Annotated in this window: 20 protein-coding genes; 15 read left to right on the top strand and 5 right to left on the bottom strand. The window is 67.3% G+C overall.

Annotated features, from left to right (window positions below; genetic code table 11):
• The first annotated feature begins 72 nt into the window (after positions 1-72).
• The 3 genes from H536_RS0113975 to H536_RS0113985 all read left to right on the top strand — a co-directional run bounded on the left by H536_RS0113975 (position 73) and on the right by H536_RS0113985 (position 3051).
• Positions 73-1452, top strand: coding sequence for a class II 3-deoxy-7-phosphoheptulonate synthase (locus tag H536_RS0113975; RefSeq protein WP_024351069.1), 1380 nt, complete (start codon positions 73-75; stop codon positions 1450-1452).
• A gap of 173 nt (positions 1453-1625) precedes the next feature.
• Positions 1626-2423: a dioxygenase family protein gene (locus tag H536_RS0113980; protein ID WP_024351070.1), complete on the top strand. Its 798-nt coding sequence runs from the start codon at positions 1626-1628 to the stop codon at positions 2421-2423.
• Between the two features lie 37 nt (positions 2424-2460).
• On the top strand, positions 2461-3051 hold the full coding sequence (locus H536_RS0113985; RefSeq protein ID WP_024351071.1) for a hemerythrin domain-containing protein: 591 nt from the start codon (positions 2461-2463) through the stop codon (positions 3049-3051).
• On the opposite strand, the gene H536_RS0113990 is transcribed toward H536_RS0113985, so the two are convergent.
• On the bottom strand, positions 3005-3685 hold the full coding sequence (locus H536_RS0113990; protein WP_009209888.1) for a DedA family protein: 681 nt from the start codon (positions 3683-3685) through the stop codon (positions 3005-3007). The two genes, H536_RS0113985 and H536_RS0113990, sit on opposite strands and share 47 nt — an antisense overlap.
• A 277-nt stretch (positions 3686-3962) precedes the next feature.
• On the opposite strand from H536_RS0113990, the gene H536_RS0113995 reads away from it, so the two are divergent.
• The 4 genes from H536_RS0113995 to gltX all read left to right on the top strand — a co-directional run bounded on the left by H536_RS0113995 (position 3963) and on the right by gltX (position 8776).
• Positions 3963-5579: a nitrilase-related carbon-nitrogen hydrolase gene (locus H536_RS0113995; protein WP_024351072.1), complete on the top strand. Its 1617-nt coding sequence runs from the start codon at positions 3963-3965 to the stop codon at positions 5577-5579.
• Positions 5580-5617: 38 nt separating this feature from the next.
• On the top strand, positions 5618-5914 hold the full coding sequence (locus H536_RS0114000) for a hypothetical protein (RefSeq protein ID WP_024351073.1): 297 nt from the start codon (positions 5618-5620) through the stop codon (positions 5912-5914).
• A gap of 148 nt (positions 5915-6062) precedes the next feature.
• Positions 6063-7343 (top strand): MFS transporter, encoded by a 1281-nt coding sequence (locus tag H536_RS0114005; RefSeq protein ID WP_024351074.1) that lies wholly within the window; start codon positions 6063-6065, stop codon positions 7341-7343.
• 59 nt (positions 7344-7402) lie between these two features.
• Positions 7403-8776 carry a glutamate--tRNA ligase gene (gene gltX / locus H536_RS0114010; RefSeq protein WP_024351075.1) on the top strand — a complete coding sequence of 458 codons (1374 nt, stop codon included), beginning with the start codon at positions 7403-7405 and terminating at the stop codon, positions 8774-8776.
• A gap of 37 nt (positions 8777-8813) precedes the next feature.
• On the opposite strand, the gene H536_RS0114015 is transcribed toward gltX, so the two are convergent.
• Entirely contained in the window at positions 8814-11120 is a 2307-nt protein-coding gene (locus tag H536_RS0114015) for an NADP-dependent malic enzyme (RefSeq protein WP_024351076.1), read from the bottom strand.
• Between the two features lie 203 nt (positions 11121-11323).
• Between H536_RS0114015 and H536_RS0114020 the strand changes: the two genes are divergently transcribed.
• Both H536_RS0114020 and H536_RS0114025 read left to right on the top strand, forming a co-directional pair.
• Positions 11324-12166 (top strand): UDP-2,3-diacylglucosamine diphosphatase, encoded by an 843-nt coding sequence (locus H536_RS0114020; RefSeq protein ID WP_024351077.1) that lies wholly within the window; start codon positions 11324-11326, stop codon positions 12164-12166.
• A gap of 1 nt (position 12167) precedes the next feature.
• Entirely contained in the window at positions 12168-13196 is a 1029-nt protein-coding gene (locus H536_RS0114025) for a glycosyltransferase family 4 protein (protein ID WP_024351078.1), read from the top strand.
• A 54-nt stretch (positions 13197-13250) separates the two neighbouring features.
• Here H536_RS0114025 and dgcA read toward each other — a convergent pair whose 3' ends face one another.
• Positions 13251-14231, bottom strand: a complete 981-nt coding sequence (dgcA, locus tag H536_RS0114030) for an N-acetyl-D-Glu racemase DgcA (RefSeq protein WP_024351079.1) — start codon at positions 14229-14231, stop codon at positions 13251-13253.
• Between the two features lie 251 nt (positions 14232-14482).
• Between dgcA and H536_RS0114035 the strand changes: the two genes are divergently transcribed.
• The 4 genes from H536_RS0114035 to H536_RS0114050 all read left to right on the top strand — a co-directional run bounded on the left by H536_RS0114035 (position 14483) and on the right by H536_RS0114050 (position 19073).
• Positions 14483-15616: an ABC transporter permease gene (locus H536_RS0114035; RefSeq protein ID WP_035695022.1), complete on the top strand. Its 1134-nt coding sequence runs from the start codon at positions 14483-14485 to the stop codon at positions 15614-15616.
• A complete protein-coding gene (locus H536_RS0114040) occupies positions 15597-16445 on the top strand; it encodes an ABC transporter ATP-binding protein (RefSeq protein ID WP_024351081.1) in 849 nt (282 codons plus the stop codon). The genes H536_RS0114035 and H536_RS0114040 overlap by 20 nt, the downstream gene beginning before the upstream one ends.
• Positions 16445-18394 carry an MlaD family protein gene (locus H536_RS23345; RefSeq protein WP_024351082.1) on the top strand — a complete coding sequence of 650 codons (1950 nt, stop codon included), beginning with the start codon at positions 16445-16447 and terminating at the stop codon, positions 18392-18394. Before H536_RS0114040 ends, H536_RS23345 begins: the two co-directional genes overlap by 1 nt.
• A gap of 94 nt (positions 18395-18488) precedes the next feature.
• On the top strand, positions 18489-19073 hold the full coding sequence (locus H536_RS0114050; protein ID WP_024351083.1) for an ABC-type transport auxiliary lipoprotein family protein: 585 nt from the start codon (positions 18489-18491) through the stop codon (positions 19071-19073).
• A 116-nt stretch (positions 19074-19189) separates the two neighbouring features.
• On the opposite strand, the gene H536_RS0114055 is transcribed toward H536_RS0114050, so the two are convergent.
• Together H536_RS0114055 and H536_RS0114060 are read right to left on the bottom strand one after the other, a co-directional pair.
• Positions 19190-20032: a fumarylacetoacetate hydrolase family protein gene (locus H536_RS0114055; RefSeq protein ID WP_024351084.1), complete on the bottom strand. Its 843-nt coding sequence runs from the start codon at positions 20030-20032 to the stop codon at positions 19190-19192.
• Positions 20033-20070: 38 nt separating this feature from the next.
• Complete coding sequence (locus H536_RS0114060) at positions 20071-20817, bottom strand: SDR family NAD(P)-dependent oxidoreductase (protein WP_024351085.1); 747 nt, start codon at positions 20815-20817, stop codon at positions 20071-20073.
• A gap of 319 nt (positions 20818-21136) precedes the next feature.
• On the opposite strand from H536_RS0114060, the gene H536_RS0114065 reads away from it, so the two are divergent.
• A complete protein-coding gene (locus H536_RS0114065) occupies positions 21137-21949 on the top strand; it encodes a FadR/GntR family transcriptional regulator (RefSeq protein WP_029703280.1) in 813 nt (270 codons plus the stop codon).
• 56 nt (positions 21950-22005) lie between these two features.
• A complete protein-coding gene (gene chvE / locus H536_RS0114070) occupies positions 22006-23079 on the top strand; it encodes a multiple monosaccharide ABC transporter substrate-binding protein (RefSeq protein ID WP_024351087.1) in 1074 nt (357 codons plus the stop codon).
• Positions 23080-23081: the final 2 nt, after the last annotated feature.

Genomic DNA, 23081 nt, shown 5'->3' on the forward strand with positions numbered 1-23081 from the left:
CGTCCACGGCCGCGATTTCGCAAAGCGAACAACGAGAAGAACGGCCGGCGCGCACCGGTCAGGAGTGATGTGATGGCGAAGGACTGGACCCCGTCGAGCTGGCGCAACATGCCGATCGAGCAGGTACCGGACTATCCGGATCCGGCGGCGCTCGCCGACACCGAGAAGCGTCTGGCGACCTATCCGCCGCTCGTTTTTGCGGGTGAGGCGCGCAAGCTGACCCGTTCGCTGGCCGAAGTCGCAGAAGGCCGCGGATTCCTGCTGCAGGGCGGCGACTGCGCCGAGAGCTTCGCCGAGCATGGCGCGGACAACATCCGCGACTTCTTCCGCGCCTTCCTGCAGATGGCCGTTGTCCTGACCTTCGCGGCGTCCCAGCCGGTGGTGAAGGTCGGCCGCATCGCCGGTCAGTTCGCCAAGCCGCGCTCGTCCAACAACGAGACGCGCGACGGCAAGACGCTGCCGTCCTATCGCGGCGACATCATCAACGGCATCGAGTTCGACGAGGCTTCGCGCATCCCGAATCCGGAACGCCAGGAGATGGCCTACCGGCAGTCGGCGGCGACGCTGAACCTGTTGCGTGCCTTCGCGCAGGGCGGCTACGCCAATCTCGACAACGTCCATCAGTGGATGCTCGGCTTCGTCGGCGGCAGCCCCGAGGCGGAGCGCTACCGGGCGCTGGCCGACCGCATCTCCGAGACCATGAACTTCATGCGGGCGATCGGCATCGACGCGGAGAGCCATCCCTCGCTGCGCGAGACGGATTTCTTCACCAGCCACGAAGCGCTGCTGCTTGGCTATGAAGAGGCCATGACCCGGGTCGATTCGACCTCCGGCGACTGGTACGCGACCTCGGGCCACATGATCTGGATCGGCGATCGCACCCGCCAGGAAGACCATGCCCATGTCGAGTTCTGCCGCGGCATCAAGAACCCAATCGGCCTCAAATGCGGCCCGTCCATGGAGCCGGATGCGCTGCTGCGCCTGATCGACAAGCTGAACCCGGACAACAAGGCCGGCCGGCTGACGCTGATCACCCGCTTCGGCCACGAGAAGGTCGAGGCGCATCTGCCCAAGCTCGTCCGCGCCGTCGAGCGGGAAGGCCGCAAGGTCGTATGGTCCTGCGATCCGATGCATGGCAACACGATTACGCTGAACGACTACAAGACCCGGCCCTTCGACCGGATCCTGTCGGAGGTGCAGACCTTCTTCGACGTCCACCGGGCGGAAGGCACCCATGCCGGCGGCATCCATATCGAGATGACCGGCAAGGACGTGACCGAGTGCACCGGTGGAGCGCGGCCGGTACTGGCCGAGGATCTGTCGGATCGCTACCACACCCATTGCGATCCGCGCCTCAACGCCAACCAGGCGCTGGAACTGGCCTTCCTCGTCGCCGAGCTGGTCAAGAAGGACCATGCCGAGGACGCGGCCCGCAAGGTCGCGGCCGGCTGAAGTCCATGCCGCTTCGCGCCGTCCGGTGATGGCCGGCGCACAGGATAAGATGGGAACCGGGCGCAGCGATGCGCCCGGTTTTCGTTTGAGGGGTGGACGGTCTGTCAGGATATGCGGGCCTGCCGCCGCGCCCGTGACGGGTTAGGCTGGGAGGCACGAACGGAGTTCCCGCCATGTCCGCGATGCCGACGCTCTTCCTCTCCCACGGCGCCCCCGATACCGCCGTCGCCGATACGCAGGCCGCCGCTTTCCTGCGAAGGCTCGCCGCCGACCTGCCGGTGCCGCGCGCGATCGTCGTCGCCAGCGCCCATTTCGAGCGTGACGGCCGCGTCGGCGTCACGAGCGATGCGGCGCCGGAGACGATCCACGATTTCGGCAATTTCGACCCGCGGCTATTCCAGATGCGCTATCCGGCGCCGGGCGATCCCGAACTGGCGCAGCGGATCGTCTCCCTTCTTGCGGAGGCGGGGTTCGTCGCGGAAGCCGTCGCCGGGCGTGGCTTCGACCACGGCACCTGGGTGCCGCTCCTGTTGGCCTATCCGGGCGCCGACATTCCTGTCGTGCAGGTGTCGGTCGATCCGACGCGCGACGCCGCCTATCATCTGGACCTCGGCGCAGCGCTCTCGGATCTGCGGGGCGAGGACGTGCTGGTGATCGGCTCGGGGTCCTTCACCCACAACCTGCCCGAAGCGTTCGACCGGATCCGGCAGGGCATCAGGGTGGATGCGACGCCCGACTGGGTGACGCAATTCGTCGACTGGATGGGCGACCGGCTCGTTGCCGGCGACCGGGCGGCCCTGGCCGACTACCGCCGACAGGCGCCGTTTGCCGAGAAGAACCATCCGACCGACGAGCATCTCGTGCCGTTGCATGTCGCGCTCGGGGCGGCTGGGCCGGGCGCCAAAGGCGAATGGCTGCATGCCAGCCGGGATTTCGGCGTCCTGTCCATGGACGCCTTCGCGTTCCGCTGACGGCGGAGACCGGAATGAAGACGCAGGTTCAGCAGCGATGAAGCAGAGTTTCGACCTCGACACCCGCACCGGCCTGCCGGCCGATCTGACCGAACTCCTGCGGAAATATCCGCGGGAGACATGGACCGATCATGCCAATCTCGGCGCGACGGCCCGGTTCTGGCTGCAGCGCCACGACATGTTCCGCGAACTCGGTGCGGCCATGCAGGAGGCGCTGTCGCAGCACCGCGAGGGCGAAGTGGCGCTCGACCCGTTCCGCCGCTGGTTCGCGCCGCGGCTGCAGTTCTTCCTGACCCAGCTCGAAGAGCATCACCAGATCGAGGACCACCATTACTTTCCGGTCTTCGTTCGCGCTGAATCCCGCCTCGCGCCGGGCTTCGAGCTCCTGGAGAACGACCATGAGGTGATCCACGCGGACCTGATGGCGGTCGCCGAAACGGCGAACCGGTTCCTGGCCGAGGAGACAGGCGGTGGGGCGGTGCCGCCGGATGCGGCGCGCTATGCGGGCGACGCCTATGCGGAGTCGAGCGGACGGCTGCTCGATCGCCTCGTGCGGCATCTCGCCGACGAGGAGGACCTGATCATTCCTCTGATCCTGGACCGCGGAGAGGCTGCGATCGGGATTTGATCCGGGCGAGCTTGGAGGGCAGCCGGCGCTGGTCGTCGTCCGGGCCGCGGCCATTGCGCACCCGGCTGATGAGGGCCGGTCCCCATTGCCGCCAGGCAAACCACAGGGTCAGTGCGACGGCGATGACCGCCAGCGTGATGCCGAGACCGCGCTCCATGACTTCCAGCCGCGCGAAGACCGAGCCGATGGAATAGCCGAAGACATAGCCGACGCTGGTGAAGATGCCGGCCCAGAGCGCCGCGCCGATCAGATTGAGGATGGCGAAGCGGGCGATCGAGATGCGCGACAGGCCGAGGGCAATCAGCCCCGGCATGCGCAGCCCGTAGATATAGCGGTTCACGATGACGAAGAACGCCTGGTAGCGCTCGACGAGCTGCAGCGCCTTGGCGAATTTCTTGCGGCTACGCCAGCGCGCCACCCAGCGGTGATTCGACGAATAGCGCGCGAAGAGGAACACGGCGAAGTCGCCGATGAAGGAGCCGACGAAGGCCAGCGCGATCATCATCTGGAACGGATAGGTGCCGCGATAGGCCAGAAACCCGCCGATGATCGCAAAAACCTCGCCTTCGAAGAACGTCCCGGCAAGGACGATGATCGGTCCGAATTCGGAAATGAGGCGCAGGATTTCGTACACGTGGGCTCCGAACATCGCGGCGAAAACGGCGTGCAGCCGCCGACCGTCCCGTCGCGTTCCAGTCTGGCGGCGCTTGTTGCAGAGTTTTGAGGCGCAAAAAAGTGGCTTCGTGCGTTCTCGCTATGCACGGTGTCGCACAGGTGCGGTCCGCAGCGACCCGGAAACGAGCCGGAGCGCTCGTATGCCGGGTGGGCTCGCATGCGGCCGGCCGCCTTGCTAAGGGGCGGCAATGCCATCCCGCAAGGCGCGGCGCGGCGACAACCGGAACAGGCGGACGATGCCGCACGACGACAATCTCAACGGACGGCTGCGGCTGGCCATTGCCCAGATCGCGCCGTTCCCCGGCGACATTACCGGCAATCTCGCAAAGGCCCGTGCGGCCCGCGACGATGCGGCCCGCGCGGGGGCCCATCTCGTCGTCTTCCCCGCAGGCTTCCTGGCCGGCTCTCCACACCCCGACATTCCGCTCGACGCCGGCCTCGTGTCGGCCTGCATGGATGCGGTCGACCAATTGGCGGCCGACACCGGCGATGGCGGGCCCGGCCTTGCGATCGGCAGCCCGCGCCGCAGCAATGACGGCGTGTACGATTCGGTCGCTGTCCTCGACGCCGGGCGCATCCTGACCTGGCGCGACCGGGTCGACCTGCCGCTCGCCCGCGGTTTCGAGGCGCCGCCCGCCTACCGGGCCGGAGCGATGCCCGGGCCGGTGGCGTTTCGCGGCCTGCGCCTCGGCATTCCCATCGGTGACGATCTCTGGGGCGATCTCGACGTCTGCGAGACCCTGGCCGAATCCGGCGCGGAGATGCTGCTGGCGCCCAGCGCCATGCCGTTCCGCCGCGACGGGATCGACCGGCGCCACCAAGCGGTGCTGCGGCAGGTGATCGAGACCGATCTGCCGCTGGTGTTCATCAATGGCGTCGGTGGGCAGGGCGACGGCGTCATGGATGGCGGCGGCTTCGCCTTCCAGGCCGACCGGACGCTGGCGTTGCAATGCCCGCAATTCGAGGCCGGGCTCTTCCTGTCCGACTGGCAGCGGACCGAGGCGGGCTGGCGCTGCGAGACCCGGGACGTGGTCGATCTGCCGGGGCCGGAGGAAGCGGTATGGCGCGCCTGCGTCAGTGCCATCCGCGCCCATGCCGAAGCGGAGGGCGCAGAGACGGTCACGCTCACACTGCACGGCGACGCCGACACGGCGATCGTCGCCGCCATGGCCGTGGACGCGATGGGTCCGTCGCGCGTGCAGGGCCTGCTGACGCCGGACGCGGTCAGCGACGCTGCCGCGACGGACGCGGTGAGGACTGCCGCTGCCGCGCTCGGGATTGCGTGCCATGCGGTGCCCTTCGCGCCTGTCCTCGCGGCAATCGCCGCCGGCGACGGCGTGTCTGACATCCCAGCATCGAGAGCGGCGCGCGCGCGGATACGCGGCGCGTTGCTCGTCGCCATGGCGGAGCGCACCGGCGCGGCTTTGCTCGGGGCGACAAGCCGGACGGCTTTGCGCCTCGGCAACGGCGAGGCCGATGGCGTTCTGGCCGCAGGATTGAACCCGATCGCCGATCTGTCCCGCATTGATCTCGCCGACCTTGCCCGGTGGCGGCGCGGCCATCGTCCTGCCGACTGTTTTGGCGCGGACCGGATGGCGATTCCCGAATGGCCGGTTGCCGCGCCGCTGGGAACGTCGACAGACGACACGGGCGCGCAGGATGCCGAGATGGTCGCGGAGCGGCTTGCCGCCTGCGACGGCGATGTCGATGCGGTCGTGGCGGCGGGATTCGACCGGGCAATGGTACGAGCGATCGCCCAGAAGCTGATCCGGACTGTGCTGCGCCAACCGCCGAACACGCCCGGCCTCAGGCTGGATACGAGAGCCACCCGACCGCGCACCGGCCGCATCTGACGGCCGCTTCGCCGGCCGACACGCAAGGAGACGACCCGATGGAGATACCACCGCCCGATACGCTCGCCACCGTCGGCGTTGCCGTCGGGGCGCTGTTCATGCTGCGGTATTTCCTCGTCATGCGCCGCATCTGGAAGGCGACGGGGCACCGCGCGAGCTTCCAGTTCGGCGACTATTTCCAGGTCCTGCGGGCCGGTGCCTTCGGCGCAGAGCTCGAGCCCGAACGCCGCTATGCCGCGCGCCAGCTCGTGCTCGGGGGCGTCTTCCTCATCGCCGGCCTGCTGCTCTTCGGCTGGTTGCTGGCGACGGGCATGCCCATTCGCGTCGCGGTCTGACCCTCGGGGAGATGCCCGACTGACGCTTTGCAATGTCGCGGCCGGGGCGCTCTGGCGCGCGCGGCCTCGCAAATGCTAAGGGAGGCGGTCTTTTCCGCCGCGCCGCCTTCGGGCCTGCCCGGCGATGCCGCCTACGGCCCGGAGTCCCATGCAGTTTCTGACCTTCATCGGCACGAATGCGCGCTGGCTCGGCGGCGGCTTCCTCCTGTGCTTCTTCTCGTCCTTTGGACAGACCTTCTTCGTGTCGCTGTCGAACGGTGACATCCGCCGCGACTACGACCTGACGAATGGCGAGTTCGGCATGATCTACATGCTGGCGACCCTTGCCAGCGCCGCGACGCTGCCGTTTCTCGGCTGGACCCTCGACCGCTATCCGGCCTGGCGGGTCGCGGCGGTCACCGTCGTCTGCCTCGCCATCGCGACGCTGGCCATGGCCGTGTCGAGCTCGGTGCCGCTGCTGATCCTCGCCATCTACCTTTTACGCCTGTTCGGCCAGGGCATGATGACCGAGATCTCCATGACCACCACGGGGCGCTGGTTCGCCGCCAATCGCGGCCGGGCCATGGCGCTGGTCACCCTCGGCAATCACGCCGGTACCGGGTTCTTTCCGCTGATCTTCGTGCTCGCCGCCGGTGCCTTCGGCTGGCGCGGCACCTGGGTCGCGAGCGCTGCGATCCTCATCCTCGTCGCGCTCCCGACCATCGTCGCGCTGGTCCATCGCGAGCGCGATCCCCAGTCCGAGCCGCCCGGGACGCCGATCCCGAACGTTGCCGACTGGACCATGGCCGAGGTCCTGCGCAGCCCGCGCTTCTACCTCGTCTCGATGAGCGTTCTGGCGCCGCCCTTCATCGGCACGACCCTGTTCTTCCATCAGGTCTATCTGACCGAACTGCGCGGCTGGTCCCTGGAGGTCTTCGCCGCCGGCTTCGCTGTGATGTCGGCGGTCACTGTCGTTTTCGCGCTGGTCTGCGGCTGGATGGTCGACCGCTACAGCGCGCTCCGGCTGCTGCCCTATTTCCTGATCCCGCTGGCGATCGCCTGTTTCATCGCGGCCAGTTTCACCGCCGAGGCGGCGATCTTCGTTTTCATGATCTGCCTCGGCGTGTCCAACGGCTTCTCCTCGACGCTGCTCGGCGCCCTGTGGCCGGAGCTCTACGGCGTCAAGCATCTGGGCGCGATCCGCTCGCTGACCGTGGCTTTGATGGTGCTGGCCTCGGCCCTCGGGCCGGGCGTGACCGGCATTCTCATCGATCTGGGCGTGCCGTACCCGCTGCAGATCGATGCAATGGGCGTCTATTGCCTGGTGATGACCATCGCCATGGCGCTGCTTGCCGGCCGGCTGGCACCGAAAGCGAATCTGGGCAACGCGCCCGTGCCGGGGGCAGGCCGCACCGTCGACCGCATCGACCCGCAGCCGCACGAGACCTGATCGGCCCGTCGCCACCTGTGCCGATTGCCACCCGGCGCGGCGTTCGCTAGGTCGAGGCCATGACCGTCACCGTCCGCTTCGCGCCGTCGCCCACAGGGCATCTGCATATCGGCAATCTGCGCACCGCGCTGTTCAACTGGCTGTTCGCGCAGCGGCAGGGCGGCCGCTTCGTGCTGCGCTTCGACGACACCGACAAGGAGCGCTCGCGCACCGAATTCGCCGACCAGATCGCCGTCGATCTCGCCTGGATCGGCCTCGCGCCCGATCGCGTCATCCGCCAGTCCGAGCGCCTGGCGCTCTACGATGCCGCCGCCGAGCGGCTGAAGGCGGCGGGCCTGCTCTATCCCTGCTACGAGACGCCGGACGAACTCGACCGCAAGCGAAAGCGGCTGGCCGCGCGCAATTTGCCACCGGTCTATGGCCGCGAAGCATTGCGCCTGACCGACGACGAGCGGCAGGCACTGGAGGCCGAGGGGCGCAGGCCGCATTGGCGGTTCCTGCTGCCGAACTTCGCCGACGATCCCTTGCAGCCGCAGCGTACCGAGATCCACTGGGACGATCTGGTGCGCGGTCCCCAGACCGTCGACCTCGCCTCGCTGTCGGACCCGGTGCTGATACGCGGCGACGGCAGCTATCTCTACACCCTGCCGTCCATCATCGATGACGGCGATGTCGGCGTCACCCATGTCATCCGCGGCGACGACCACGTCACCAATACCGGCGTCCAGATCGCCATCTTCCAGGCGCTGGGCCTGACGCCGCCAGTCTTCGGCCACCACAATCTGCTGACGACGGTGTCGGGCGAGGGGCTGTCGAAGCGTTCCGGTGCCCTGTCGCTGGTCTCGCTGCGCGAAGCCGGCCTCGAACCCATGGCCGTGGCGTCCCTCGCGGTGCTGGTGGGACTGCCGGGCGCCATCGACGCCATGCCGGACCTGGCGGCGCTGGCCGAGCGGATGCAGTTTGAGGGCAGCTCGCAATCGGCGTCGAAATTCGATCCGTCCGAGCTCGACCGGCTCAACGCCGACCTTGTCCACGCCATGCCCTACGCCGATGTCGCGGATCGGCTCGCGGCCATGGGGGTGCCGTCAACGGATGCCGAGGCGTTCTGGCAGACGGTGCGGGCCAACTGCGCCCGCGTCGCCGATGCGGCGGAATGGGTCGAGGTGGCCTTCGGCGATCTCGACCGGACGCCGGAGCTCTCCGACGAGGACCGGCAGTTCGTGACGGCGGCCCGCGGCAGTCTGCCGGAGGGCGCGTTCGGCCCCGAGGCCTGGCGCGAATGGACCGGCGCCCTGAAGCAGGCGACCGGGCGCAAGGGCAAGGCGCTGTTCATGCCGCTGCGCCTGGCGCTGACCGGCCGCGACCACGGGCCGGAACTCGCCGCCCTGCTGCCGCTGATTGGCCGGCAGCGCACGTTGGCCCGCCTCGGCTAAGCGAACGCCCGGCGGGGACTCTGCCGGGCGCGTCTGATCAGTCGCTGAGCTGCACCGCCTGGGCGGTGGCGATGGCGGCCATGTTGACCACGCCGCGCGAGGTCACCGACGGCGTCATCACATGGGCCGGTGACGACACGCCGAGCAGGATCGGCCCGACATGCAGGGCGCCGGTCATTTCCTTGACCACGTTCAGCGTGATGTTGGCGGCGTCGATATTCGGGAAGACCAGGAGGTTGGCTTCGCCCTTCAGCGTCGACTGCGGCATGGTGCGCTCGCGCATCGTCGTGTTCAGCGCCGAATCGCCGTGCATCTCGCCGTCGACCTCCAGCTCCGGCGCCCGCGCCTTCAGCATCTTCACGGCGTCGCGCATCTTGCGGGTGGCGCTGGTGTCGTCGGAGCCGAAATTGGAGTGCGACACGAGGGCGACTTTCGGCTCGATGCCGAAGCGGCGCATCTCGGCCGCCGCCAGAAGCGTCATCTCCACCAGATCTTCCGCCGACGGATCGCGCTGGACATAGGTGTCGAGGAAGAACTTGGTGTCCTCCTGCGAGATCAGGAGGCTCATGGCGGCGAATTTGTGCGCCTCGTCGCGCACGCCGACGACCTGGCTGATGTCGCGGACATGGTGCGGGAAGCGTCCTTCCAGCCCGCAGACCAGCGCGTCGGCCTCGCCGCGCGACACCGCGACGGCACCAATCACCGTGGTGTTGGTGCGCACGATCGTGCGGGCCGTGTCCGGATTGACGCCCTTGCGGCCGACCTTCGAGAAATAATGGTCGACATAGTCGCGGTAGCGCGGATCGTCCTCTGGGTTGATGACCTCGAAATCGTCGTTCGGCCGGATCCGCAGGCCATAGCGCTCAAGCCGTGCGGCGATGACGCTGGGCCGGCCGATCAGGATCGGCGCGCAAATCTTCTCTTCCAGAAGCACCTGCGCGGCCCGCAGCACCCGCTCGTCCTCGCCGTCGGAGAAGATCACCCGCTTGCCGGAATCCGTCGCGATGCGGAAGATCGGCTTCATGATCAGGCCGGAGCGGAAGACGAAGCGGTTCAGCCGGTCGAGATAGGCCGGCATGTCCTCGATCGGCCGCGCCGCGACGCCGTCGGCCTCGGCGGCCCGGGCGACGGCCGGGGCGATCTTCAGGATCAGCCGCGGATCGAAGGGGGCGGGGATCAGATAGTCCGGCCCGAAGACCGGCGTGTCCGACCCATAGGCCTTGGCCGCGACCTCGGAGACCTCCTCGCGGGCCAGCGCCGCGATGGCGTCGACCGCGGCGGTCTTCATGCCCTCGGTGATGCCGGTGGCACCGCAGTCCAGTGCGCCGCGGAAGATGTAGGGGAAGCACAGGACGTTGTTGACCTGGTTCGGGAAGTCCGAGCGCCCGGTGCAGATCATCGCGTCGGGCCGCACCTGCTTGGCCAGATCCGGCATGATCTCCGGCTTCGGATTGGCCAGCGCCATGATCATCGGCTTGGCGGCCATCTTTTCCAGGAGCTCGGGCTTCAGGACACCGCCGGCCGACAGGCCGAGAAAGACGTCGGCCCCGTCGATGACCTCGGCGAGGGTGCGCTTGTCGGTCTTCTTTGCATAGACCGCCATCCAGCGGTCCATCCGCTTCTCGCGGCCCTCATAGACCACGCCCTCGATGTCGGTGCAGGTGATGTTCTCACGCTTGGCGCCGAGCTCGACCAGGAGATTGAGGCAGGCGATCGCTGCCGCGCCCGCGCCGGAGGTGACGATCTTGGCGTTCTCCAGCGACTTGCCCGCCAGCATCAGGCCGTTGCGGATCGCCGCCGCGACGATGATCGCGGTGCCGTGCTGGTCGTCGTGGAAGACCGGGATCGCCATGCGTTCGCGCACCCGCGACTCGACCTCGAAACATTCCGGCGCCTTGATGTCCTCGAGATTGATGCCGCCGAAGGTCGGCTCCATCGCCGCGACGACGTCGCAGATATGGTCGATCTCATGGGCGTCGATCTCGATGTCGAAGACGTCGATGTCAGCGAATTTCTTGAACAGGACCGCCTTGCCTTCCATCACCGGCTTGGAAGCGAGGGGACCGATGTCGCCGAGACCGAGGACGGCGGTGCCGTTGGAGACCACGCCGACGAGATTGGCACGGCTGGTATAGATCGCCGCCAGGGACGGATCGGCCTCGATGGCAAGGCACGGCGCGGCGACGCCCGGCGAATAGGCCAGCGCCAGATCGCGCTGGTTGCCCAGGGTCTTGGTCGCCTGGATCGCCAGTTTTCCGGGCTTGGGATAGCGGTGATAGAAGAGGGCCTGTTCGTCGAGATCGCCCATGTTCGGCCGATCCTTGGCGGTTTCCTGTTCGGACATTCCTGCTCCTCCATCCCGGCGTCGCCGCGCGATGATGGCGGCGGCGACGTGTCGCGCTTCTTCTAACGTATCGATCCCGGCAGGCAACCGGACCGCGCCGCTCGTCCACCGCCGGAAGCGTGCTGCCGGAGCGTCACACGACTGCAATCAGAATCGTGCATTTCCCGAGCAACGCAAAGGCTTTAACCGGGGCAAGGCACGGGATGGCGACCATGCACAAGCTGACGACGGCGCGGCATTTCCGGACATTGTTCCTGTCCGACGTGCATCTGGGCTCCAAGGCGGCCCAGGCCGAGATGCTGGTCGACTTCCTGCGTCTGCACGATGCCGAGACGATCTATCTCGTCGGCGACATCATCGACGGCTGGCGGCTGAAACGCTCCTGGCACTGGCCGCAGGCTCACAACGACGTGGTGCAGAAGCTGCTGCGCAAGGCCCGCAAGGGCGCACGCATCGTCTATGTGCCCGGCAATCACGACGAGTTCCTGCGCGACTTTCCCGGCCATCATTTCGGCGGCGTCGAGGTCAAGCGCACCGACATCCACACCACCGCCGACGGCCGCCGCTTCCTGGTGATGCATGGCGACGAATTCGACGTGGTGGTCCGCAACGCCCGGCTGCTCGCCTATCTCGGCGACTGGGCCTACGACATGGCGATCTCGATCAATGTCGTCTTCAACTATGTCCGCCGCCGGCTCGGCTTTCCCTATTGGTCGATTTCGCAATGGGCCAAGCTGAAGGTCAAGAACGCCGTCAACTTCATCGGCGCCTTCGAGACGGCGCTGGCCGACGAGGCGGCTCGCCACGGCTGCGACGGCGTCATCTGCGGCCATATCCACCATGCCCAGATGACCCGTCACGGCGCGGTCGAATATGTGAATACCGGCGACTGGGTCGAAAGCTGCACCGCCGTGGCCGAGCGCCACGACGGCTCCTTCGAGCTCATCCACTGGGCGCATCTGGCCGGCGAGCGCTCCGCGGCGCCCGAGGCGGCATCCGAGCGCGAGGCCGCCGAGCCGGACGCGGCCCGCGTCGAGGCGGCCTGACATGACCCGCATCCTGATAGCCACCGACGCCTGGGAGCCGCAGGTCAACGGCGTCGTGCGCACCCTGTCGAGCCTTGCCCAGGAGCTTCGCGGCCGGGGCAGGGACGTGCGCATCGTCGGCCCCGCCGACTTTCGCACCGTCGCCTGTCCGACCTATCCGGAAATCCGGCTGGCGCTGGCGTCGGCCGAGGCGCTCGGCCGCATCATCCGCGACTACCAGCCCGACGTCATCCACATCGCCACCGAAGGCCCGATCGGCTATGCGGCGCGCCGCGCGGCCCTGCGGGCCGGCCGTCCCTTCACCACCAGCTTCCACACGCGGTTTCCCGAATATCTCAGCAAGCGGGCGCCGATCCCCGAGAACCTGACCTATGCGCTGCTGCGGCGTTTCCATGCGCCGGCCACCGCCTGCCTGGTGCCGACCGAATCGATGCGCCAGACGCTGGCGGGGCTTGGCTTTGCCAATCTCGTCACCTGGACCCGCGGCGTCGATCGCAGCCTGTTCCGGCCGCAGCCGAAGGTCGATCTCGGACTGCCGGGACCGATCTTCCTCACCGTCTCGCGGGTCGCGCCCGAAAAGAACATCGAGACCTTTCTCGATCTCGACCTGCCGGGCTCCAAGGTCGTCGTCGGCGACGGGCCGATGCTGCCCGAATTGCGCCGGCGCTATTCCGACGTGCATTTCGCCGGCAGCCAGACCGGCGAGGCACTCAGCCGCTATTACGCGGCGGCCGACGTCTTCGTGTTTCCCTCGCTCACCGACACTTTCGGCATCGTGCTGATCGAGGCGCTGGCTTGCGGCGTACCGGTGGCGGCCTATCCGGAGCCCGGACCGCTGGATGTTGTCGGGGATACGAAGGCCGGCTGCATCTCCTCAGATCTGCGCGAGGCGTGCCTTGCCGCGCTGACCCTGGAGCGGGCCGACGCGCTGGAGCGCTCGCTGGCCTATAGCTGGGAAGCCTGCGCCGACATCTTCCTGTCGGCGACCGAGGCCCTGCAGGTGCAGCCGGAACTTCAGCTCGCCGGCTGACCGATTCGGCGCGAGCGCTGAATGCGTTGCATCAACTCGGCAGAGACAAATCGCCTAGCCCCAGAGCTTCGCACTCGGCGGCGAGACGGTTGCATCCGTATAGACGAGGCCGCCACTGCGGTCCTTGGCCAGGAGCAGCGGCCCGTCGAGATCGACGAACTCGGCCACCTGTGCAAGCAGCACCGCCGGCGCCATCGCCAGAGAGGTGCCGACCATGCAGCCGATCATCACGCCGAACCCCATCTCGTGGGCGCGCTCAACCAGCCGCAGGCCCTCGGTCAGGCCGCCGGTCTTGTCGAGCTTGACGTTCACGAAGTCGTAGAGGCCGACCAACTTGTCCAGATCATCCGCCGTGTGGACCGATTCATCGGCGCAGATCGGCACCGGATGCGGAATGTCGGCGAGGATGGCGTCGTCGCCGGCCGGCAGCGGCTGCTCGACGAGGACGGCGTTGGCCGCGGCTGCCGCCAGCATGTGCTCGCGGATATTGTCGGCGCTCCAGCCCTCATTGGCGTCGAGGATCAGCTTCGAGTGCCGCGAGGCGGCATGGACGGCCCGGATGCGGCCGACATCGTTGTCTGTGCCGACCTTCACCTTCAACAGCGAGCGGTTGGCGACGCGGGCGGCGGCCCCCATGCTGTCGGCATCGCCGAGCCCGATCGTATAGGCCGTTTCCACCGGCCGCGGGGCGCTGCCGCAGATGATCGACGCGGCTCTCCGGTTGTTCGACTTGGCTTCCAGGTCCCACAGGGCGCAGTCCACCGCGTTGCGGGCGGCGCCCGCCGGGAGCAGCTCGCCAATCCGTTCGCGCGACGCGCCGGCCTCGATCGCCGCACGCACTTCCTCGATCTGTTCGCGGACACTGTCGATGCTCTCGCCGTAGCGCGCATAGGGCACGCATTCGCCGCGTCCCTCGCCGAACTCGTCGCCGATCTGAGTCGTCACGACCACCGCCTCGGTCTTGGCGCCGCGGGCGATCCGGAACTCCTGCGCCAGCGGGAAATGCTCGACTGTGACTGAAAGACGACGCGGCATGGTGAAAACATCCTCAACGGCCGCCGCTGCGGCGGTCATTCCATGACAAGACGTGACTGGACGCCTAAAGGTGGTGCCAGATAGGCCCCGGCTCTGCGTCGCCGCGAATCGGCACCGCGTCAAGCGTGGTGACCGCCTGTGGCGCTGACATGGTCCTCGAGCAGGTTCTTCCAAGGGAGTGAAGTCGCATATCGATGCTTGATGGCTCCGTAGCCCCATCCTCCGGTCCGGCCGGAGGCCGCCGTTCCACGGTGGCGCCTGCTCTCGAAGGCGAGAAGCGTGACGGCGGGCTCGTGCTGCGGGCGTCGGGCGACTGGCTGGCGCGCACCGTCGGCTCGGTCGAGGACACCGTTGCCGAGGCCGGCGCGGCCGATCTCGGCCGGCAGGTCGTCGTCGATTGCGGCGACGTCGCGCGGATCGATACGGCCGGCGCACTGCTCCTGGAAAAGCTCGTCCGCGACCTCGAGGCGAACGGCCGGGACGTCCGGCTGGAGGCGGTCAGCGATCGCGACCAGCCGCTCTTCGACGTCGTGCGCAAGGCGCTCGACCGGGAACGGCCGCAGCCGGAAAAGCGGAAGACCAACCGCATCGTCGATCTCGTCGCGGCCACGGGCCGTGGATCGGTCGCGGTGAAGGACGAGATGGTCGTCGCCCTGAACATCATCGGCGGTGCGATGGTCGGCGGCGTGCAGCGCCTGACCGGCAAGACCCAGATCCGCCCCGCCGCGATCTTCGCGCAGGTCGAGCAGATGGGCCTGCGCGCGGTGCCGATCATCTTCCTGATGAGCTTTCTCATCGGCGCCATCATCGCCCAGCAGGGCGCCTTCCAGCTGCGCCGCTTCGGCGGCGAGCTCTACGCCGTCAATCTCGCCGCGATCCTGATCCTGCGCGAGATCGGCGTGCTTTTGACCGCGATCATGATCGCCGGCCGGTCCGGCAGCGCCATCACCGCCGAGATCGGCTCGATGAAGATGCGCGAGGAGATCGATGCGCTACACGTCATCGGCCTGAACCCGATCGGCGTCCTGGTGTTTCCGCGCCTCGTGGCGCTGGTCATCGTGCTGCCGCTCCTGGCCTTCATCGCCAATCTGGCGGGCCTCCTCGGCGCGATGCTGACGCTGAACATGTATTCGGGGATCAGCTTCGCCAGCTTCGGTCAGGGCGTGCAGTACTCTGTCGACATGTTCACCGTGTTCTCCGGCGTCATCAAGGCGCCCTTCATGGCGGTGATGATCGGCCTGATCGCCTCGGCCGAGGGCATGAAGGTCGGCGGCAGCGCCGAGAGCCTCGGCCTGCGCGTCACCGCATCCGTCGTTAAATCCATTTTCCTCGTCATCCTGATGGATGGCCTGTTCGCGATTTTCTATGCATCCATCGGACTCTGATAGGCCTTCGCCCAACGGACGCGCCACGCCGGACGATGACGACGTCATCATCCGCGCCACCGGCGTGACCGTGAGTTTCGGCGAGAAGACCATTCTCGACAATCTCGACCTCGACGTGCGACGCGGCGAGATCCTCGGCTTCGTCGGGCCGTCGGGCGCCGGCAAGTCGGTCCTGCTGCGCACCATCCTCGGGCTGAACCCCAAGCAGGCCGGCACGATCGAGATCCTCGGCACGGACTACGAGCGGGCCGACGACGCCGAGCGACTGGCCGTGGAGCGTCGCTGGGGCGTCTTGTTCCAGCACGGTGCGCTGTTCTCGTCGCTGACCGTGCTGGAGAACATCCAGGTCCCGATGCGCGAATATCTCGACCTGTCGCCCGGCCTGATGGAAGAGCTGGCGCGGCTGAAGATCGACCTCGTCGGCCTTGCGCCGGACGCGGCCGACAAGTTCCCGTCCGAGCTGTCGGGCGGCATGATCAAGCGTGCGGCGCTGGCCCGGGCGCTGGCGCTCGACCCCGACATCGTCTTTCTCGACGAGCCGACCTCGGGTCTCGATCCGATCGGCGCCGCCGATTTCGACCAGCTGATCATGACCCTGCGCGATACGCTGGGCCTCACCGTCTACATGGTAACCCACGACCTCGACAGCCTGTTCCAGGCCTGCGACCGGATCGCCGTCCTTGGCGAACGCAAGGTGCTGGTCGAAGGGCCGCTGTCGATGATGCTGGAATTCGACCATCCCTGGGTGCATTCGTATTTCCGTGGCAAGCGCGCCCGCACGATCGTCCAGCCGACCCAAACCGCCAATGCCCCCGTGGGAGCCGCCTGATGGAAACCAAAGCCAATTACGTCCGGGTGGGGCTGTTCACGATGCTGGTCATCGCCCTGTCCTTCGGCTTCGTCTACTGGGCGATCTTCGCCACCAGCGGCAGCGAACGCGTGCGGCTTTTGGTGCGCATCGAGGGCTCGGTCACCGGCCTGCAGCAGGGCAGCCAGGTGCTGTTCAACGGCCTGCCGGTCGGCTCGGTGAAGGCGCTGCGGCTGGATTCCAACAATCCCGAAGTCGTCATCGCGACCACCGAGGTCGATCCCGACCTGCCGATCAAGGCATCGACCCAGGCCAATATCGGCTTCCAGGGCCTCACCGGCGCCGCCTTCGTCGAGCTGAAGGGCGGCCAGGCCGACGAGGCCGACATCATCGGCGAAGCCGCGGAGCAGGGGACCGTCCCCGTCATCAAGGCCAATCCGTCCGACGTCACCGACATCCTGGCGACGGCGCGCGACATCGCCGACCGCGCCAACAGCATTCTCGGCCAGTTCGAGAGCCTCGTGGGCACCGTCGGACCGTCGGTCGAGACGACCGTCGAGAACGTCGCCCAGACCTCTCGCAACATCGAGACCTTCACGGCGAGCCTTGCCAAGAATTCCGACGACATCGACAATTTCCTCACCAGCCTCAGCCAGTTGTCGAGTTCGGCGAACACGGTGGCTGAAGAGCTGCCGGGCGCCATCCAGCAAGCCAAGAACATTCTCGACGCGGTCGATCCGACGTCGGTCACCACGGTGGTCGACAATGTCGCCGCCGTCTCCGACACGCTGCGCGCCCAGTCGGACAATCTCGACAGCATCTTCGCCTCGGTGCAGACGGCTGCCGACAGCGTCGGCGAGGTCGGCGACGTGATCCGCCGCAACACCACCGGAATCGACAGCTTCGTCAGCAATCTCGGTCCGCTGGCCGAGAAGGCAACGGCGGTGGCCGACCGGCTCGACACGACGCTGCAATCGGCCAACACGGTCGTCGCGGCGATCGACCCGGCGCAGGTGTCCAAGACCATCGAGGGCATTTCCTCGGCGGCCGAGAACGTCTCCTCGCTGGCCGAGACCATCGGCGCCCAGAAGGAAGCGATCAATTCGGCGATCGCCGGCGCGTCGAACGCCGCGCAGAACGTCAACCGGATCACCACCACCATCGTCGAGCGCAGCGAAGACGTGGACAAGCTGCTGGCGAGCCTCGGCCCGATCACCGACAACATCACCCAGGCGAGCACCGGCTTCAACGAGGCCGTCGCCTCGGCGAATGCGCTCATCGGTTCGGTCGATTCCGCCACGGTCAATCAGGCCATCGGCGACGTCCAGCGGGTGACAGGCGCCGTCAGCGGCAAGACCGAGCAGATCCAGTCGATCATCGACGGCGTCGACCGTACGGTGCAGACGCTGGACACGACGCTGACCGGCTTCACCGAGACGCGGACCCAGTTCGACACGCTGCTCGCCTCGATCGATCCGGGCAAGGTCAACACGGCGGTCGAGAACGTCTCCGCCGCCACCGGCAATGTCGCCGCCGCGGCCGATTCCATCGCCAAGGTCGCCAATGATGTCGGTGCCCGGCGCGAGGACATCGACGCGATCATCACCAACGCCAAGACGACCAGCGAGCAGCTCTCGGCCGCCTCGGGTCGCATCGACAGCGTCGTGAACTCGGTCAACCGGGTGCTCGCGGGCGCCGGCGACGGCACCAGCCTGGGCGTCGATCTGGCCCGGGCACTGCGCTCGGTGCGCGGGGCGGCGGATTCGATCCAGACCCAGGTGACGCCCATCTCGGCCAATCTCCAGCGCTTCTCCGGCGAGGGCCTGCGCGAGGTGCGGGGGCTGATCAGCAACGTCAATCGCACGGTCGATCGCATCGACAGTGCCGTCGAGGACTTCACGACCAATCCGAGCCGGCTGATCTACGGCGGCGAGGATGTGAAGCAGTATGACGGCCGCACCCGCCGCTAGCGGCTGTGGGTAAACGAAAGCTTTCGTTGACAGGCCGGGTTGCGGATGCAAGCAACCGGGGCTGTCGGCGACCGGGTCAAGGTGTACCAATTTTATGCGCGCAGCACTGAAATCGAGCTTTGTCGCGCTTCTGGCGCTCGGACTTTCGGCCTGCGCGTCGACCCCGCCGGACACCTACGAGATCTCGCCGCCGCCATTCAGCGAGGTGCGCGAGGGCAAGTCCCGGCGCCAGCTCCTCATTCCGGAGCCGACCGCGCTCGAGACGATCGACAGCAAGCGGATCATCGTCAAGCCGTCGCCCAATTCGATCCAGTTCCTCGGCGACAGCCAGTGGAGCGACCGCCTGCCGCGGCTCGTCCAGCTGCGCCTGCTGCAGGCCTTCGAGAACACCGGTTCGATCGGCGCCATCGGCGTGCCGGGGCAGGGGCTGGCGATCGACTACCAGCTGGTGATGGAGATCCGCCGCTTCGAGGTGGACGTCACCGGGGCGCCGACCGCCGAGGTGCAGATCTCGGTGAAAGTGCTGAACGACCGCAACGGCACCGTCGTGCGCACCCGCATCTTCAATGCCCAGGCCCCCGTCAACGGCGCCGGCAACCCGGCCTTCGTCGCGGCGCTGGACAAGGCGTTCGAACAGGTCTCGGCCGAGATCGTCACCTGGACGATCCAGCTCGTCTAGCTCGAAAAGCACCGGCCGCGCGTTAGCCGCGCCAGCGGCCGCATTTCACAGCCCGAATGCAAAAGGCCTCCGCCGCGGATCGCGGCGGAGGCCTTTCGGTGTCAGTGCATGGGCGGTCAGGCGGCGATGACGGTCTGCTTCTGCTCGCCCAGACCCTCGATGCCGAGCGTCATGACGTCCCCGACCTTCAGATACTGCGGCGGCTTCATGCCCATGGCGACACCCGGAGGCGTGCCGGTGGAGATGACGTCGCCCGGCATCAGCGTCATGAACTGCGATAGGTACGACACCACATGCGGCACGTTGAAGATCAGCGTGTTGGTGTTGCCCGTCTGGCGGCGCTCGCCATTGACGTCGAGCCACATGGCGAGGTTGTGCGGGTCGGCGACCGCGTCGCGCGTCACCAGCCAGGGGCCGAGCGGGCCGAAGGTGTCGTGGCTCTTGCCCTTGGTCCACTGGCCCTGGCGCTTGGTCTGGAAGTCGCGCTCGGAGACGTCGTTCATCACCGCGAAGCCGGCGACATGGTTCATCGCGTCGGCTTCCGAGACGTATTTCGCCTTAGTGCCGATGATGACGGCCAGCTCGACCTCCCAGTCGAGGGCCTCGGAGTTGCGCGGCATCTCGACGGCGTCATTCGGACCGCACAGCGCGTTGAGCGCCTTGGCGAAGACGATCGGCTCCGTCGGCGGCTCGGCGCCGGTCTCGGCGGCATGGTCGGAATAGTTCAGGCCGATGCACAGGATCTTGCTGGTCTGGCCGACGCAGGGGCCGAAGCGCGGCGAACCGTCGACCGCCGGCAGCGAGGCCGGATCGAGCGCGGCGAGCCTGGCGATGCCGGCGTCGGACAGGATATCGCCGGAGATGTCGGCGATCTGGCCGGAGAGATCGCGCAGCTGGCCGTCGGCGTCGATCATGCCGGGTTTTTCCTGGCCCGCGGGGCCGTAGCGAACGAGTTTCATGGCGTCCTTTCGCATTGTGTCGATGGGTTGGGGAGGGATCAGTAGACGGCGCGGCCGCCCGAAATGTCGAACACCGCACCGGTGGTGAAGGAACAGTCTTCCGAAGCAAGCCAGGCGATCATCGCGGCGACCTCGGCTGGCTCGAGAAAGCGCTGCAGCGGGATCTTCGACAGCATGAAGTCGATATGCTCCTGACTCATCTGGTCGAAGATCGAGGTGCGCGCGGCGGCCGGGGTGATGCAGTTGACGAGGACGCCGGTGCCGGCGAGCTCCTTGCCGAGTGACTTGGTCAGCCCGATCAGGCCGGCCTTGGACGCGGAATAATGCGAGGCGTTGGGATTGCCTTCCTTGCCGGCGATGGAGGCGACGTTGATGATCCGGCCGTAGCCGGCGTCCATCATCAGCGGCACGATCGCCCGGCTGGTGATGTACGGCGCGATCAGGTTGACCTCGATGGTCTTGCGCCAGACGTCCGGCGCCAGGTCCCAGGTCTTGCCGTTGCCGCCGGTGATCCCGGCATTGTTGACCAGGATGTCGATCTTGCCGGCGGCGTCCATCGCCTGCCGCGTGGCAGCGGCGACGGCCGCCTCGTCGGTCAGTTCGACGGCCGTGCCGCTGGCGCGCGGGCCCAGATCCGCGACCGCCTTGTCGACCGCCGCGCCGTCGATGTCCCAGAGGACGACGGATCCACCGCTCTCGATGATCCGCTCGGCCGTGGCGTAGCCGATGCCACGGGCCCCGCCGGTGATGATCGCGATGCGGCCTTCGAGATCGATTTTGTTCATGACATCCCCCCAGAAGTCGCGCCGATGGCCGTTCGCGCCGTCCCGCCAGGCCGGTGCCCGCGGCTTCGCCGCCATCGCGTTCCCGCCGGGATGCCATATCCACCCGGCGGTTGCAATGTATACGTTGATCCGCCGACGGGATCGCTCGATCGGGATGCGATCGCGGCGTCGCGCGTCCAGCGGCAGCGTCGGCGGGCACGTATCAACGTCCTTCAGGGTAAGGTACGACTATAGACCATAGTCGAAGCAATTTGCGGTTGCCTCCGGACGGTACTTCACGCAATCATCCGACCATTGCAGAGAGGGGAGGCTCGGCAAGGTGCTTCAGGCGAATGCGCGGACGATGCATGGAGAGCGGGCCAGCCGCACCATGAGCCTGGCGGCCACGTTCGGCCGCCGGATCGCGTCCGGCCGCCTGGCCTGCGGCGAGGCACTGCCGACCGAAAAGGAGTTGCAGACGCAATACGGAGTCTCGCGGACCGTGGTGCGCGAGGCCGTCCGCCATCTGGTCGCCAAGGGGCTGGTCAGCGTCGGTCCGAAGGTCGGCACGCGGGTGCGCGAGCGGATCGAGTGGAACATGCTCGACCCGGACGTGATGGGCTGGCACCTGACCGCCGCGATCCGGCGCCCCTTCATCGAGTCGCTCTACGAGATGCGGCTGATCAACGAGCCCCAGGCGGCGCGGCTCGCCTGCGACCGGATCTCGCCGGAGCAGGCGGCGCGGCTCCAGGCGGCAATGGCCGGCATGCGCGAGAACCCGCGCGGCTCGCCGGAGCTGATCGCCGCCGATCTCGCCTTTCACCGGGTCATCCTCGAGGCGACCGGAAACCCCATGCTGGTGTCGCTCGGCGCGATGATCGAGCGCAGCCTGTCGATCTCCTTCTCCCTGTCCTGGCGGCAGAACCCGCAGGAGGAGACGCTACGCCAGCATGGCCGGGTGATGGACGCCATCCTCGCCGGCGACCGGGAAGCGGCGGAACTGTTCATGCGAAGGCTCATCGAGAGTGCCTTCAACGACGTCATCCTCGCCCTCTACGCCGATGACGGCAGCCGGGGCGACGATGCGGGCGAGGCCGGCGATACCGATGCCGGCAACCGCGAACGGGATCACGGCGCAAGGTCCGCGCCGTGACGGGAGCATTGCAGAGGGCGCGTCATGCGCCGAACCAAGGTCCAGGGAGGACAATCATGAACGTGACGAAGACACTGATCGCGGGGCTTGCCGCGACGGTCATGGCGCTGTCGGTGCCGCTCGGTGCGAGCGCGCAGGACAAGGGCACCGTGGGCATCTCCATGCCGACGAAATCCTCGGCCCGCTGGATCGCCGACGGCGACAACATGGTCAAGCAGTTCGAGGCGGCCGGCTACGCCACCGACCTGCAATATGCCGAGGACGACATTCCCAACCAGCTCGCCCAGATCGAGAACATGGTGACCAAGGGCGTCGACGCGCTGGTCATCGCGTCGATCGACGGCACGACGCTCTCCAACGTTCTGGCCAATGCCGCGGCGATGGACATTCCGGTGATCGCCTATGACCGCCTGATCCGTGACAGCGAGAATGTCGATTACTACGCGACCTTCGACAATTATCAGGTCGGCGTGCAGCAGGCCGAGTCCCTCGTCGCCGGGCTGGAGCAGCGCTTCCCCGACGCCGAGGCCTGGAACGTCGAGCTGTTCGGCGGCTCGCCGGACGACAACAACGCCTACTTCTTCTACGACGGTGGCATGAGCGTGCTGCAGCCGCTGATCGACGAGGGCAACGTCAAGATCGTCTCCGGCCAGATGGGCATGGACACGGTCGGCACCCTGCGCTGGGACGGCGCGGTGGCGCAGGCCCGCATGGATAACCTCCTGTCGGCCAACTACACCGACCAGCAGCTGCATGGCGTGCTGTCGCCCTATGACGGCCTGTCCATCGGCATCATCTCCTCGCTGAAGGGCGTCGGCTACGGCTCGGGCGACCAGAAGATGCCGATCGTCTCCGGTCAGGACGCCGAGGTCCCCTCGGTCAAGGCGATCCTGCGCGGCGAGCAGTATTCCACCATCTTCAAGGACACCCGCGAGCTCGCCAAGGTGACCGTGAACATGGTCGATGCCGTGCTGCAGGGCAACGAGCCCGAGGTCAACGACACCAAGACCTACGACAACGGCGTCAAGGTGGTGCCGTCCTACCTGCTCAAGCCGGTGCTGGTCACCGAGGAGAACTGGGAAGAGGTCCTGGTCGGCGGCGGTTACTACACCGAAGACCAGATCAAGTAGGG

The sequence above is a fragment of the Aurantimonas coralicida DSM 14790 genome (genome assembly GCF_000421645.1).
Lineage (GTDB): Bacteria > Pseudomonadota > Alphaproteobacteria > Rhizobiales > Rhizobiaceae > Aurantimonas > Aurantimonas coralicida.